General features: G+C 60.8%; 10 protein-coding genes. 7 read left to right on the forward strand and 3 right to left on the reverse strand.

Features of this window, described 5'->3' with window-relative positions:
- Window positions 1-49 precede the first annotated feature (49 nt).
- Both ispA and ACYZT5_RS28150 read right to left on the reverse strand, forming a co-directional pair.
- A complete protein-coding gene (ispA, locus tag ACYZT5_RS28145) occupies window positions 50-937 on the reverse strand; it encodes a (2E,6E)-farnesyl diphosphate synthase (RefSeq protein WP_462048294.1) in 888 nt (295 codons plus the stop codon).
- Window positions 934-1,176, reverse strand: coding sequence for an exodeoxyribonuclease VII small subunit (locus ACYZT5_RS28150; protein ID WP_007894317.1), 243 nt, complete (start codon window positions 1,174-1,176; stop codon window positions 934-936). Before ACYZT5_RS28150 ends, ispA begins: the two co-directional genes overlap by 4 nt.
- Before the next feature lie 238 nt (window positions 1,177-1,414).
- Here ACYZT5_RS28150 and ACYZT5_RS28155 point away from each other — a divergent pair, with 238 nt between their 5' ends.
- Window positions 1,415-2,473, forward strand: coding sequence for an IS110 family RNA-guided transposase (locus tag ACYZT5_RS28155; RefSeq protein ID WP_462052202.1), 1,059 nt, complete (start codon window positions 1,415-1,417; stop codon window positions 2,471-2,473).
- Between the two features lie 282 nt (window positions 2,474-2,755).
- On the opposite strand, the gene ACYZT5_RS28160 is transcribed toward ACYZT5_RS28155, so the two are convergent.
- Complete coding sequence (locus ACYZT5_RS28160; RefSeq protein WP_462048295.1) at window positions 2,756-3,925, reverse strand: Fic family protein; 1,170 nt, start codon at window positions 3,923-3,925, stop codon at window positions 2,756-2,758.
- Between the two features lie 281 nt (window positions 3,926-4,206).
- Between ACYZT5_RS28160 and ACYZT5_RS28165 the strand changes: the two genes are divergently transcribed.
- The 6 genes from ACYZT5_RS28165 to ACYZT5_RS28190 are packed head-to-tail and all read left to right on the forward strand — an operon-like array spanning window position 4,207 to window position 14,387.
- A complete protein-coding gene (locus ACYZT5_RS28165; RefSeq protein WP_462048296.1) occupies window positions 4,207-4,986 on the forward strand; it encodes a YfaP family protein in 780 nt (259 codons plus the stop codon).
- 51 nt (window positions 4,987-5,037) lie between these two features.
- Window positions 5,038-6,750: a DUF2138 domain-containing protein gene (locus ACYZT5_RS28170; protein WP_462048297.1), complete on the forward strand. Its 1,713-nt coding sequence runs from the start codon at window positions 5,038-5,040 to the stop codon at window positions 6,748-6,750.
- Window positions 6,735-7,385 (forward strand): DUF1175 domain-containing protein, encoded by a 651-nt coding sequence (locus ACYZT5_RS28175; RefSeq protein ID WP_462048298.1) that lies wholly within the window; start codon window positions 6,735-6,737, stop codon window positions 7,383-7,385. The genes ACYZT5_RS28170 and ACYZT5_RS28175 overlap by 16 nt, the downstream gene beginning before the upstream one ends.
- Window positions 7,382-11,947, forward strand: coding sequence for an alpha-2-macroglobulin family protein (locus ACYZT5_RS28180; RefSeq protein ID WP_462052322.1), 4,566 nt, complete (start codon window positions 7,382-7,384; stop codon window positions 11,945-11,947). Before ACYZT5_RS28175 ends, ACYZT5_RS28180 begins: the two co-directional genes overlap by 4 nt.
- A gap of 1 nt (window position 11,948) precedes the next feature.
- Window positions 11,949-13,568, forward strand: coding sequence for a DUF2300 domain-containing protein (locus tag ACYZT5_RS28185; protein WP_462048299.1), 1,620 nt, complete (start codon window positions 11,949-11,951; stop codon window positions 13,566-13,568).
- 3 nt (window positions 13,569-13,571) lie between these two features.
- Entirely contained in the window at window positions 13,572-14,387 is an 816-nt protein-coding gene (locus ACYZT5_RS28190) for a YfaP family protein (protein ID WP_462048300.1), read from the forward strand.
- Window positions 14,388-14,424: the final 37 nt, after the last annotated feature.

Consider the following 14,424-nt stretch of genomic DNA (forward strand, 5'->3'; position numbering starts at 1 on the left):
GATGCATCGCCCCCTGCCCACGCGTTGCTCTTTTTTGGCGGATACGCTGTCAGCTGCGGCGTTCGACGATATAACGGGCCAGATCGCGCAGTGGCTCGGCTGCCGCGTCAAACGGTCGCAGCGCGTGCAGGGCCTGATCGCGCAGTTCCAGGGCGTAGGCCTTGGCGGCGTCGAGGCCGAGCAGGGCCGGGTAGGTTGGCTTGTCGCGTGCGATGTCGGCGCCCTGGCGTTTGCCGAGGGTTTCGGTATCGCTTTCGACGTCGAGAATGTCGTCCTGGACCTGGAATGCCAGGCCGATGGCCTGAGCATAAGTCTGCAAAGACTTCAGTTCGTCTTTCTCGGCACGGCCACTGGCCAGGGCGCCGAGCTTGACGCTGACCTCGATCAGCGCGCCGGTCTTGTGCCTGTGCATGGTTTCGAGGGCTTTTTGATCGAGTTTCAGACCGACCGAACCGAGGTCAATGGCTTGACCGCCGACCATGCCGGCCGGGCCTGCCGCTAACGCTAGAGCGCTGACCATCTGCAGGCGAGTTTGCGCGTCCGAGGTGCTCAGGCGCGGATCAAGCAGGGCGCTGAAGGCCAGGCTCTGCAAACCGTCTCCGGCCAAAATCGCGCAGGCTTCATCGAATTTCTTGTGGGTGGTCGGCTGGCCGCGACGCAAATCGTCGTCGTCCATGGCCGGCAAATCGTCGTGCACCAGGGAATAAGCGTGAATCAGCTCTACCGCGCATGCAGCCCCGTTGGCTTGCTCCGCCTTGCCGCCCAACGCTTCGCATGCGGCGTAGGCCAGCAGCGGACGGACCCGTTTGCCGCCATTCATCACGCTGTAGCGCATGGCTTCGTACAGACGTGCCAGCTCAGGGCTCGGCGCGTTGAACAGGGTATCCAGCGCAGCGTTGACGCGGGCCTGGCTGGTCGCCGAATACGCTGCGATCATTCTGGCTGATCCGCGTCGAAGGGTTCCTCGGCCAACTCGCCGTCACGCTCGAGCAGCACTTGAACCTTTTGCTCGGCCTGGGCCAGCGCCGCCTGGCAATCGCGGGTCAGACCGATGCCTTGCTCGAAAGCCGTCAGCGAATCTTCCAGCGACAATTCGCCGTTCTCCAGACGCTCCACCAGCGTTTGCAGGTCAGCGAGAGATTGTTCGAAATCCAGTGCAGCTTTTTTGCGGGCCATGGCGGCTATTTCCGGTTGACGTTAAACCGGCGCGACACTAGCAGACATGGGGGTTATGGGCAAATGAGGGCCGCGTTTCGGCCACAGGTTTCAGCCGCAACACACTCTATGTAATTGGATGGACTCGCCCAAGCCGAGGCGTCAATGCGCCACGATGGCAGTCTAAACAGCCAACGACAGCGAGGGCGAGTCCATGAAAAAGCATACTTCGATTGATCAATCCCTGTCTTCTTCCGATTTGTCGGCCTGCACAACCGTGGCGGTCGATCTGGCCAAGCAGGTCTTTCAGGTCGCCGGTGAAGACGTCCTCGGCCAGGTGCACTACGAGCAACGGATCAAGTCGCGCGAGGCGTTTTATGAGTTTCTACGCCAGTTGCCGCCTCATGTCGTGGTTCTGATGGAGACCGGTCCGGGTGCTCAAGCCTGGGCCCGGCAGCTGCAAGACCAAGGCAATCTGGCGCGGATTCTTCCAGCCGGTTTGGTGGCCACACATCGCAGCGGGCCTAAAAATGATCGCAACGATGCGCTGGCGATTCTGCGGGCTGGTCGCGATGAAAAGATCTACGCAGTGCCGGTCAAAAGCGTTGCGGCGCTGGCAATGCAGGCGTTGCATCGCGCCCGCCAAGGCTATGTGCGTCGACGCACGGCGGTGAGTAATCAGATGCGCGGCCTGCTGCTCGAGCATGGCGTGGCCTTGGCGCAGGGCGATGTTGCGATCAGCCAGAAAATTCCGCGGGTACTGGAAGATGCCACCCAGCCGGTGCCGGGCCTGCTGCGTGAACTGATCGACGAACTGTTGGCCGAGTGGCGCCATTTGGGCGAACGCATCAGCGTGCTGACGGGGCGCCTGGAAGTGGCCGCCAACGCCGACATGACGGCGAAGCGACTGATGACTGTGCGCGGCATCGGCCCAGTCACTGCCACGGCACTGGTGGCCAAGGAAACCAAGCCTGAGCGATTTCCCAATGCCCGCAAGTTTGCCGCGTACTTTGGCATGGTGCCTGACCAGCACAGCAGCGGGCAGACGGTCCGGCTGGGGGACATGACCAAGCGCGGCGATGTTTATTTACGCAGCCTGATGATCCAGGGAGCCCATGCGGTACTGCAACAACTACGACCTGATTCCCAGCAACCCGATGACCGCCGCTTGTTGCGCTGGATGAGCCGACTGGGCCGTAAGGAGGCTGCGGTCAGGTTAGCCAACCGCAACCTGCGAATCGTCTGGGTGCTTCTACAGAATGACCAGACTTATCGTCGCCAGGCTGGTGATGGCCAGCAAGCGACGATGAGCCACTGAGCGACAGAGTTCTGCCACCGAGGTACTAACTGTCCGGCCCTTTGCTGAAAAAAAATTGACCCCAGGTAAGACCGGCGTGGATTGATGCCTTAGCTGCTACTGGCCTTCGAGGCCTGACTGTAATCGGCAAACCACGAGCTCTTCCAATTTTGGCCAGAAGCCGAAGACGGCTTCCTCGAATAGGCCTAATACATAGATGCAACGGGGCGGCGGTTTTTCAAAAGCGGGTAGACAGTGAGGGCGAGTCCATACATAGCAGCTGGCGAAGCCTGCGTTCGGCTGCTACAGATCGCGGTTTGGTTCAATTAAAGTGGTGAGAACATCGGGGTAGCTGATCTGGTATCGAGTACTGCGCCCGCCACCGGGCAGACGTTTGAGGCAGCCTTTCTCCAACAACTCGACCAGATGACGGGTTGCAGTAGCTTTGGATACCTTCGCCACCGCCTGATACTGAGCCGCGCTGATCCCGTCCGTGAAACCTCGTTCCCCACCATCGAGCAAGCGATTGAGGACCTTTATCTGCTCGGCCGACAGCGATGACAGCCTATGCGCCTGCCAGAAACGCGTCTTGCCCAGAACGCTTTCGATTCGGGCCATGGCTTGTTGCAAGCTGCGCAGCAGGGTTTGCAGAAACCATTCCAGCCACTCGGTGATATCCAGCGCGGCTTTCTGGCAGGTTTCGAGCACTCGATAATAGCCGGACCGATCCTCGAGAATGCTCGCCGACATGGCATAGAAGCGGACGGCTTGATCTTCGCCCTGAGCCAGCGCCAGGTCGGTGATCGTTCGCGTCAGGCGACCGTTGCCATCGTCGAAAGGGTGCAGGGTGACGAACCAGAAGTGCGCGATGCCGGCCCGCAGCAATGGATCGAGTCCGGCCTGATTTTGGCTGGCGGTAAACCAGGTGAGGAAAGTGTCTAGCTGTCGCTCAAGGCCCTGACGAGGCGGAGCTTCGAAGTGAACGGTTGGCCTGTCGAGGCGACCGGACACCACTTGCATCGGATCATCGCCGCGTAACGCGCCGACCCGGATCGGCCGGGCGGCGAGCTCGGTGTCTTGCTCGGGAAACAGCCACTCATGCCAGTCCAGTAATCGCTCCAGCGTCAGCGGTTCAGCGAAATGCTGAGTGGCGTCGAGCATCAATTGCGCCAGCCCTTCGCTGCGTTGGCTGACGTTATTGCCATCGACCAGCTCCAGGCCCAACCGCCGCGCCAAAGACGAGCGAACCGAGCCTACATTCAGCTGTTCACCCTCAATGGCGGATGAGGTCACGATGTTCTGCAACAGCGCATCCAGTTCGCTTTGAGCGCTCAGCGAACTGCCTACTGAACTGGCCATGCCCATCAATCGTCCTTGGGCTTGAACACACTCGCGCAACAACGGCCCCAAGCGCTCCGCTTGCCAGTTGAAATTTGGCCAATCAGGCTGCTGCCAGATCCAGTGAGATGCCATGAACTCGATGCTCTTGGAGTGAGTGAGCCGAATAGTAGTGTTATTCGGCTCATATAATGAGCCGAATATGACGCCTATTCGGCTCACCGTCCAGCACACCAGAGGTGATTCCCAGCGCAAATATAGAGGCATCCGATTGTTAAAAAACCGCCAAATGGCTAATCTTCGCGCCTTCTACGACCCGATAGTCACGGGTCTTTCTGACGAAACGCAGTTTTTTGGATCTGTAACGCGCCGAGGATCGGGCGCAAGGTTTCGTTATGCATGGCAGGAGGCGTCACATGCGTTCATTTCTTCCATTGCTGATGGGGCTCGTCTGCGCGACCGCGGCTTTGGCCGAGCTGTCGGAACCGGTGGGCGGCTGGCGTTATTCCGGCCTGCTGGACCGCAGTGAAAATCCTCAAGTCGCCTATCCCACGCCACCCATCGATCGGGGTGTGCAGCGCAATCGCACGATGATTGAAGGCCAGCTCAAGGCCATCGGCACTCAGCGTGGACCGCACAGCCTGTCGGTTAACGGCAATCCTCTGAATCTATATACCGACGACCAAGGGCGTTTCGCCCGGCCGTATGCCTTCGGTGCCGGTTCCAACAGCGTCGAAGTGCGCAGCGCTGAAGGCAAATCGCTCAAGCGCGTTCAATTCTATGAAGCCAACAACCTGCGCACCCCGGCGCGGATTCGTGTGGTGTTGGGTTGGGATGACCCGAAAGCGGAACTCGACCTGCACATCATTACTCCTGACGGCCAGCATGCGTTCTGGGCTCACTCGGCGTTGACCAACGGCGGGGGGCTGGACCCGGACGGCGTCGATGGCCCCGGCCCGGAAATGTTCACCATGACCGCGCCGATGCATGGCACCTATCTGGTTTACGTGAACTATTGGGGCAACTTTGGCAGTGGCGGCTATAACTTCGATGAGACCAGCAACCAGAACGAGGTGATCACCTCGCAAATCAACTTGGTGCTCAACGAAAACACCGTCGACGAAAAACGCGAGACCTTCATCGTGCCCCTGCGGGCCATCGGTGACCTGCTGCTGGTCAAGACTTTCAACTATTGAACATCCCGCACCACGGATGAATTGCTGAGCTTTGGGAACATGAGCGTGAACATGAGCGATAACACTGTTTCTCCTGCCGCTGACGCACCGGCTGCCAAACCTTCACGTCGCTGGCCGGCCGTCCTGGTCGGGCTGTGCCTGGTGGCTGGCGTGGCCGGTGGGTTGGGCTGGTTCATGCACAAACCCAAGGCGCCGCCGGCGCAGTTGGCCAGCGACAAACTGGGCATGAGCCGGCCGGACGGTCTGCTCGAAACCCACTCCTTGAGCCAGTTGCCCAAGGACTTGCTGGCGGTGCCGTTCCTCAAGGAAACCCTGACCGAAGATTTCGTCTTCTATTACGAAACGCATGCGGATCGTCTCGGTTTGATCGGCAGTCTGCGGCGGATCATTTACGAACATGACCTGAAGCTGCAGGACAGCCTGATCGAGCAGCTCTTCGATCAACCGGCGGACGTGGCGCTGTGGCGTGGGGCGGATGGTCGCCTGAAAGACTTTTTGTTGGTGATGGATCGCGGTGGTCTGGCCAAGGTGCTGGAGCCGCTGGCGAAAGTGGCCCTGGATGATTCGCAACTGAGCAAAATCGGTGATGTGAAAGTGGGTGCCGACGACGTTGCGCTCTATCAACTGAGCTATAACGCCAGCAAAGCGCTGCTGTTCGCCTCCCATGGCGACAAACTGGTGGTGCTGTCCAACCCGACCAAACTCTACGATCCGCAAAGCGGCTCATCGGAAGAACCGGGCAGCGTCTCGACCAAGGCCATCGCGGCGTTGCTCAACGGCGACAAACTGTTCTCCGAAGCCTTCGGCCTGCAACCCCGCGCGCCCGAGGTGAAACAACGCCTCTCGGTCAATGCCAGCGTCCTGGCCATGGGTTACCAGCGTTTCATCCCGAACTTCGCCGGCCTGCGCTTCGACATGGACGACAAGGGCTGGCACAGCTTCCTTGCCATGGACGAACTGGACAACCAGCCGGACTTCGATTTCAAACCGATCTGGCAAGCCATGCCCATGGGCGCAAGCGCCTGTGTAGCCTTGCCGCTCGCCGCCGAACAACAGAAACCGCTGCTGGTAAAACTCGGCGCCGAAGAGTCTGTGGCCCAGGCCCTGACCGAACACATGGCCGGCGCTGCCGGTCTGTGCTGGTACGCCGATTCGCGGTTGTACACGCCGTTGCTGGTGGCCAGTCTGAACGACAAGAACAGCGCCAAACTCGACGGTGATCTGGGCAATTTGTTCGGCTCGATGGTCGGCGCCTACGAAGGCAACGTCGAAGAGCACGCGTTCCCGGTCGTCGAAAAACAGGAAGGCCAATCCCATCAGTGGCAGCGTCAGGTCAGCTCCAACTTCGGCCCGTATGCGGCCAAGGATGCCGAGAATCCGGACGCGATCACCGGCAAGGCGTTCATGAAAGTGAGCCTGGCGCGCCACGGTTCAACGCTGCTGTTCTCCCTCGATGACAAACTGGTCGACAAGGCCCTCGGCACCCTCGACAAACGCTTCCCGCCGATGGCCGACGTGGTACCAAAAGACCTGCTGATGCCGGTCTACTTCGGCCCGGACTCCATGGCGCAGCTGATGCAACAGGAAACCCTCGACAGCCTGCCGCAAGACATGGAGCCGGTGTTCTACAACGCCGCGCAAACCTACCTGATCCCGAAACTGCGCAAGCTCGGCGGTTACGGCAAGTACGCACTGACGCTTCCGGAAGGCAGCGAACCCGACGGCCACTGGCAATGGCTGCCGCTGGAATGGAAAGCCCTGTGACAGCACTTATCCGAGGCCTTGGCCTGCTGGCGTTGCTGCTGGGTACCCGGGCATTTGCCACTGAGGCGCCGCCACTGGACGTGCAGCAATCCCAGGTGTTCCGTGCCTGGTTCGTGCGCATCGCCCAGGAACAACTGACCCAAGGCCCGAGCCCGCGCTGGTATCAGCAGGATTGCGCGGGACTGGTGCGATTCGCGGCTAACGAAGCGCTGAAAGTTCATGACGACAAATGGCTTCGCAGCAATGGCTTGTCCAACCGCTATCTGCCGCCGGAGTTGCAATTGAGCGAGGCCCAGCGCGGCCTCGCCCAGCAATGGCAGCAGGGCGGCGGCAAGGTCGGACCGTACGTCAACGCGATCAAACTGATTCAGTTCAACAGCCGTTTGGTCGGCCGCGATTTAGCGCAAGCCCGGCCCGGCGACTTGATGTTTTTCGATCAGGGCGACGACCAGCACCTGATGATCTGGATGGGCCGCTACATCGCCTATCACACCGGCACCACTACCCCGACTGACAACGGCATGCGCTCCGCAAGCCTGCAGCAACTCATGACATGGAAGGACACCCGATGGATACCCGACGCAGCCAACCCCAACTTCATCGGCGTCTATCGACTGAACTTTCTCTCCCAATGACCGGTGCCCGCATGCTGCGCTTTCTGTCTCTACTGTTGGTATTGGTACTGCCGTTTTCGGCGGTGAATGCCGAAGACACCGTCGAGCCGAGCGGCTACACGCCGGTGGCCGGTGAAAGCTTTTTCCTGCTGGCCGACAGCAGTTTTGCCAGCGACGAACAGGCGATGGTTCGCCTTGAAGCGCCGGGCCGCGACTACCGGCGGTTCCGCATGGAGCCTTACGGCGGCGCCGACATTCGCGTGTACCGCATCGACAAGCCGCTGCATTTCCTCAAGCGCCAGAAAAACCTGCACCGGGTGGTCAGCGACGGCCAGTTCAAGGGCGAAGGCCTGTCGAACACCCTCGCGTATTTGTGGGACAACTGGTACCGCAAATCCCGTCGGGTGATGCAGCGGGCGTTCTCCTACGAATCGCGTAAGCAAGTCACCGAGGAAGTGCCGGAACTGAAGATGGGCACCGCCATGGCCGCGCCAACGCCCTACGACGCTCAGCCGCAGTTCGCGCTGATTCCGGGCTTGCCGGTGGTCAGCCAATTCCGTTATCCGCTGTGGCAAGCCAAACCGATCGAGCCGCCTGAGGGCGTGAACCTGGCCGGTTCTTCCAGCGAGTTCGTCAGCGTTACGCCCGGTAACGTTTACATCCCGTTGGGCAACCTGAAACCGGGTCTGTACCTGGTGGAAGCGCTGATTGGTAAATACCGCGCGACGACCATGGTCTTCGTCTCCAACACCGTGGCCGTGAGCAAGATTGCCGGTGATGAGCTGGTGGTCTGGGCTGCGCGTAAACACGAAGGCAGTTCGGTGCCGAAGGTCAACGTTCTATGGACCGATGGGTTGGGCGTGATGAGCAGTGGCGCCACCGATACCGATGGTTTGCTGCGCTTGAAACACGTCAGCCCGGAGCGTTCTTTCGTGATCGGCGAGGACGAAGAGGGCGGGGTTTTTGTCTCCGAAAACTTCTATTACGACAGCGAAATCTACGACACCAAACTCTATGCGTTCACTGACCGGCCGCTGTATCGGCCGGGGGATTGGGTGTCGTTGAAAATTGTCGGACGCGAGTTCAAGAATGCCCGCGACTCGGTGCTGCCGACAGCAGCTGACGTCAATGTCACCGTGCTCGATGCCACCGGCACGGCGCTGCAATCGCTGGCGCTGAAGCTCGATTCCAAGGCTGGCACTCAAGGCCGGTTCCAGTTGCCGGACAACGCGGTAGCGGGTGGTTATGAGCTGCGTTTCAGCTACAAGGATCAGGCCTACAGCAGTGCCTTCCGTGTCGCCGAATACATCAAGCCGCACTTCGAAATTTCCCTGAACCTGGCCAAGCAGGATTACCGCACCGGCGAGCCGGTGAAAGGCAGCCTCGTGCTGCTGTACCCGGACGGCAAACCGGTGGCCAACGCCAAGTTGAGCCTGAGCCTGCGCGCCCAACAACTGTCGATGGTCGACAACGAACTGCAATACCTCGGGCCATTCCCGGTTGAGTTGACCAGCACTGAACTGACCACCGATGCCAAGGGCAACGCGACGCTCGATCTGCCGGCTGCCGAGAAGCCGAGTCGGTACATGCTTACCGTGTTCGCCAGCGATGGTGCGGCGTATCGGGTCAAGACCACCAAGGAAATTCTCATCGACCGCGGCGCTGCGAGTTTCAGCCTGCGTGCGCCACAGCGGTTCAGTGCGGTGGGTGACAAGGTCGCGTTCGGCTACGCCAACGAAGGCGGCAGCGAGCAAAGCAAATCGGTGACGCCGAGCAGTTACGGTTGGGTACGTCTGGAAGACCAGACCACGGGCGACGGCAAACTCGCCGCAACCGATAAAAGCTTCACCCTGGCCTTCGACCGTCCGGGCACTTACAACCTGACGCTGAAGGACGACCATGGACGCGTGGTGGGTGCCACCGGTCATTCGGTCATCGGTGACGGCGTCAAAGCCGTGCCCGGCACCGTGGAACTCGTCCTCGACAAACCCGAGTACAAGGCCGGCGACGAAGCCCTCGCATTGATCACTTTCCCTGAGCCGATCAGCGATGCATTGCTGTCGCTCGAGCGCGACAAGGTCGAGGCCACGGCGCTGCTGTCCAAGGGCGGCGACTGGCTGAAGATGGAAAAACTCAGCGAGACCCAGTACCGCGCGCGTATCCCGGTGAAGGACAATTTTGCGCCGAACCTGACCTTCTCCGTGCTTTACACCAAGGGCGGTCAGTACAGCTTCCAGAACGCCGGCATCAAGGTGATCGCGCCGCAGATCGACGTGGCCATCGCCACCGATAAAGAGTCGTATCAGCCGGGCGATACCGTGTCGGTTGACTTGACCACCCAGTTCGCTGGCAAGCCGATCCCGGCACACCTGACGGTCAGCGTGGTGGACGAAATGGTCTACGCGCTGCAACCGGAAGTCGCACCGACCATCGACCAGTTTTTCTACCACCCGCGCCGCAACAACGTGCGCACCAGCGCCAGTCTGTCGTTCATCAGCTACGACGTGGCATTGCCGGGCAGCCCAGGCGCGCCGGGCAAAGCCAACCGCAGCGAGCGAGGCGTGAAAGTGCTGGAGCGGCCGCGTCGTGAAGACGTCGACACCGCTGCGTGGCAGCCGGAACTGGTGACCGACGCAAACGGCAAAACCCGCTTCACCTTCAAGATGCCGGACTCGCTGACCCGCTGGCGCATCACTGCGCGGGCCATTGCTGATGACGGTCAGGTCGGGCAGAAGAAGCAATTCGTGCGCTCGGAAAAACCTCTGTACCTGAAGTGGAGCGGCCCGACCAAATTCCGCAACGGCGACAAACCTGATCTGGGCGTGTTCGCTTTCAGTCAGGCCGAAAAACCGGTCAAGGCTGAGCTGGTGATTCATTACGCTGGCACCGAACAGCGCGTGCCGGTGACTTTGAACAACGGCATCAACTACATCGCGCTGCCGGCGTTCGCGTTGGCCAGTGGCGATTGGACTGCGGAGCTGGTGCAGGACGGCAAAAACGCCGATGCGCTGGCCGTGCGCCTGACCGCGACCGGTGAAGGCTGGCAGGTCACGCAAAGCCAAAGTCTGGACGTGGCCAGCGGTGATACACCACTGACCCTGCCGGCGGACGCCAGCGATATTCGCCTGCGTCTGGACGACAGTCCGCAAGCGCTGTTCCGCTCGGCACTCGACGATCTGTTGAGCTATCCGTACGGCGGTGTCGAGCAAACGGCCAGTCGTTTGCTGCCGCTGAGCATCGCGTATCCGACCCTGTCGTCGAACCCGCACATCCGCGATCGCTTGCGCCTGATCATGCAGAACAGCCGTCTGCGCCTGGTGCAAATGGCCGGGCCTTCGGCGAGTTTCACCTGGTGGGGCATGGACGGTGAGCCGGATGCATTCCTCACGGCTTACGCTTACTACGCCGACTGGCACGCCAGCAAAGCGCTGGAGTTGAGCCTGCCGCCGGAGCATTGGCAGCGGGTGCTGGAGGTTTATTCGAAACAGGCCAAAAACACACCGCTGCTACAGAGAGCGCTGATTCTGTCATTCGCCAAGCAGATGCAATTGCCGGTGAACACTTTGCTCAGCGGGTTGATGGATGACTTGGCGAAAGCGGGTGAGGGTAATGCGGCGAACCTGATGGAGGATGGTGAGGACAGCATTGTCATGAGCGATCCGGATTCGGCGCTCGGTTTGGCTGCGGCTCGTGCGTTGACTGCCTCTTTGGCGAAGCAATCGAAGGTCAATCTGCCGGACACCTTTAATCGGCAGCTGGCAGATGCTCAGCAGCGTTTGGCCGTCAGTTCTCAACCGTTCGCCGAAGCGTTGAACCTGTCGCTGCAAGCCTTCGACCAGGCTCACGCGGCAGCGTTGCTGCAACGTCTGCTACCCCAGCAATCGACCCTGGAACGCGCGTTGGCGCTGACCTGGTTGCAACGCAGTATCGAGCAGGCCTCGCCGACCATCGCCCTGGCACCGGGTGAAGGCTGGAAGAAAAACTATGGTGATACCGGCGAGGTGTATTGGACATGGCAGGGTACTTCGCCCGTGCCGACAGTGTTGTCGCTGACTGGGACGCAAGAGCGTCCGTTGCGCGCCGCGCTGAGCTACCAGACCAAGCAACCGGCGGTTAATCCGATGGCCGTGACCATCACCCGTCGTCTGTCGCGTTTGGTGCCGGGTGACGAAGCCTTCAACTTCAAACTGGAAGCGGTCGGCAACAAACCGTTGTCCAGCGACAGCCTGTACCTGGACGAAGTGATCATCACCAGCAAAGCCGCGAAACCGCTGCGCTACGGCATGCTCGAAGTGCCGCTGCCACCGGGTGCCGATGTCGAGCGCACCACGTGGGGCATCAAGCTGATGGGCAAGGCCGGCACCGAGCCGATGGCGTTGGAGAAGGCGCGTTTCGAACCGGGGCAAATGGCCTATGCCATTCCGGTTGATGCCTTGAGTGGCGAGTTGCGTCTGCGTCATCTGGTGCGCTTCTCGCAGAAGGGCCAGTTCAACTTGCCGGCGGTACGTTTCACTCAGGTCTACGCGCCACAGCATCAGGCTCAGGAACAGAAACCGGCCCTCGGCCAGGTCACGGTCAACTGACATGACCCGACCGCTGGTCTGGTGGCTGCTGTGCTTGATCCCTGCGCTGGCAACCGCGCAGGACGAGCCGCTGCGGCTGGCCTTTAAAGGTGAGTTGCTTTCTTTGAGTCGAACTCAGGTGATCGCGCGCGAGCCGTTGCCGGCTGATTTGCAGACGCCTTTGGGCAGTGTGTGGAAGTTGTTTGTGTACGGCTGGCTGGTCGATACCGGCGCCCATGAATCGCCTTACGAGTGTCGCGGTCAGTCGAAAGAGGAAGTTTATTGCTGCACGGCCGGCGGCAAGATTGGTCGCGATCAGGCGTTGGTGAAGTCGTGTGGTTTGTACTTTGAACCCAAGCGGTTGGGCATTGCTGGCGCTGAGTGGCGCACGTATTGGCAGGCACGGCAGGCGCCGGAGTGGTTGCTGGATTTGCCGTCGTTGCAACCTGCTGCCCGGGTTTCAGTGACTGAGTTGCTGCAAATGTTGGCCGTGATGCCGGCGCAGGATCAGGCGCGACGGGTGTTGCTGGATGTGGTGTTGAATGCCGCTGACGGCAATCTCGTGGGTGAACTCGGTGGTCGATTGCGGGTGAAAACCTGGAGCTGGTTGGGGGATCAGGATTCTTCTTCACGTCAGGGCGGGTTTGCTGGGTGGTTGGCGGATGGAACGCCGATTTGGGCGGGTGGGCGAGGGACCAGCGCAAGGGTCTTGCGCAATTATGGTCAGGCGCTGGCGACTGTTCTGCCGTCGTCATGGCCGGCAGAGGCGGGTCGTTGTGTTGAGGTCGGTCTGTTTTCCCGTTATCCGATCGGGCGCGTTCTGGCGGGGGACCGTGTTGTTGAATCGGGACACTTGCAGGGCGACTACCGCGTCGAATTCACCAACGGCAATCAACTGGATATCCACAGCGACGGCGAACTCTTCCTGCTCAAAGACAAACTCGTCGCCCGCCTGGACCGCGAAGAATACGTCGCTCGCGTCCTGCAACGGGAAGCCAAATCCGAACCCGCCGAAGCCGCAAAAGCCCTGGCCGTCGCTATCCGCACTTACCTGCTGCAAAACGCCACCCGCCACGGCGACTGCCTGAGTATCGACGACAGCAGCAACCGCCAACGCGTCGCCCCGCGCCCGGCCACGGCCGAATCGCGCAACATCGCCGCCTGGACCAGCGACCTGGTCCTCGCCGGCAGCACCGTCACCTACCACTCCGACCAACCCGGCCCGGACAAGCTCTCCTGGCAGCAAGCCGTCGAGCAAGCCAACGCTGGCCAGCGCTTCGACGCCATCCTGCTCCACGCCTATCCGCGCGCGAGCCTCAGCCGCTGGGACAACCCCGTCGCCTCCTGCGAAGCACTCCCCGCCGCGCAAGACTGGCTACAAAACCAACGCCGCGGCTGGCGCCAACGCTTGGAAAGCGAAGTCGGCTACAACGAAGTCAGCACCTTCGCCGTCTGCCGCCTGGCCTTCGGTCGCCCCTATGTCGACCGCGAACGCCAACGCATCTACGTGCGCGGCGTGTTGTCGCTGCAAGACCGCCTCGACCTGACCCACGAATACCTGCACCTGGCCTTCGAAGCACACCCCAACGGCCAGGATGAAACCTACATCGAAGGGCTCGCCCGCCACCTCTTGCTGGAATAGGCCATGAAACTCCGTTATCCACAGGTCTTCCTGTTCCTCTGCTCCTTTTGCGTATGGCCGACGACGTTCGCCGTCGAAGGCGCCGTCAAACTCGACACCCCCATTGGCGGCTGGCGCACCGGCGCGCCTGAGGGTGAAGGTGAAAGCTTTCGTCAAACCGTTAACTACCCGGCCTCCTCGGTGAACACACCGGTGGGCCAAGCCAATACCGCCCGCATCACTGGGCAGATCAAAGCCGCGCCCAAGTCCGGTGAGCCGGGCCGGTTGATCGTCAACGGCGTCAGCATGCCGCTGAAGATCGATCCTGCCGGCCGCTTTGATCGCCCGTTCTCGTTTCCCAATGGCAGCAACAGCGTTGAAGTCCGCAGCCCCGATAGTCAGCAGCGCCACCGAACCCAATTTCTCAACGCCAGCGGCGGGGCAACTCCGGCGAAGTTGCGAGTGCTGCTTTCCTGGGACAGCGACAACACCGACCTCGACCTGCACCTCATCACCCCCGACGGCGCACACATCTGGTACGGCGATCGTGTTGCGCCCAATGGTGCGGCGCTCGATGTAGACGTGACGACCGGCTATGGCCCGGAAATCTTCGCCATGCCTGCACCGATCAAGGGGCAGTATCTGGTTTATGTGAATTACTTCGGGGGCGGGTATCGCAGTGATGAGGAGGGACAGGAGGATGCGGTTCAGCCGCTGACCACGGCGCAGGTGACGGTGATAACTGAGGAGGGAACGCCGAACGAGAAGATGGAAACGTTTCTGGTGCCGATGCGGGCGGTGGGGGAGTTGACGTTGGTTAAGGGGTTTAGTTATCCGTGAGGCTTAGATACGGCGACCACAGCATTTACACGCGGTT

This window comes from Pseudomonas sp. LB3P14 (assembly GCF_054898045.1).

Bases quoted from the DNA above. Each gene is read 5' to 3' on its own strand.
- ACYZT5_RS28170 (WP_462048297.1), top strand. From the start codon at position 5,038: ATGAGCGATAACACTGTTTCTCCTGCCGCTGACGCACCGGCTGCCAAA.
- ACYZT5_RS28180 (WP_462052322.1), top strand. From the start codon at position 7,382: ATGACCGGTGCCCGCATGCTGCGCTTTCTGTCTCTACTGTTGGTATTG.
- ACYZT5_RS28160 (WP_462048295.1), bottom strand. From the start codon at position 3,925: ATGGCATCTCACTGGATCTGGCAGCAGCCTGATTGGCCAAATTTCAAC.
- ACYZT5_RS28190 (WP_462048300.1), top strand. From the start codon at position 13,572: ATGAAACTCCGTTATCCACAGGTCTTCCTGTTCCTCTGCTCCTTTTGC.
- ispA (WP_462048294.1), bottom strand. From the start codon at position 937: ATGATCGCAGCGTATTCGGCGACCAGCCAGGCCCGCGTCAACGCTGCG.
- ACYZT5_RS28165 (WP_462048296.1), top strand. From the start codon at position 4,207: ATGCGTTCATTTCTTCCATTGCTGATGGGGCTCGTCTGCGCGACCGCG.
- ACYZT5_RS28175 (WP_462048298.1), top strand. From the start codon at position 6,735: ATGGAAAGCCCTGTGACAGCACTTATCCGAGGCCTTGGCCTGCTGGCG.
- ACYZT5_RS28185 (WP_462048299.1), top strand. From the start codon at position 11,949: ATGACCCGACCGCTGGTCTGGTGGCTGCTGTGCTTGATCCCTGCGCTG.
- ACYZT5_RS28150 (WP_007894317.1), bottom strand. From the start codon at position 1,176: ATGGCCCGCAAAAAAGCTGCACTGGATTTCGAACAATCTCTCGCTGAC.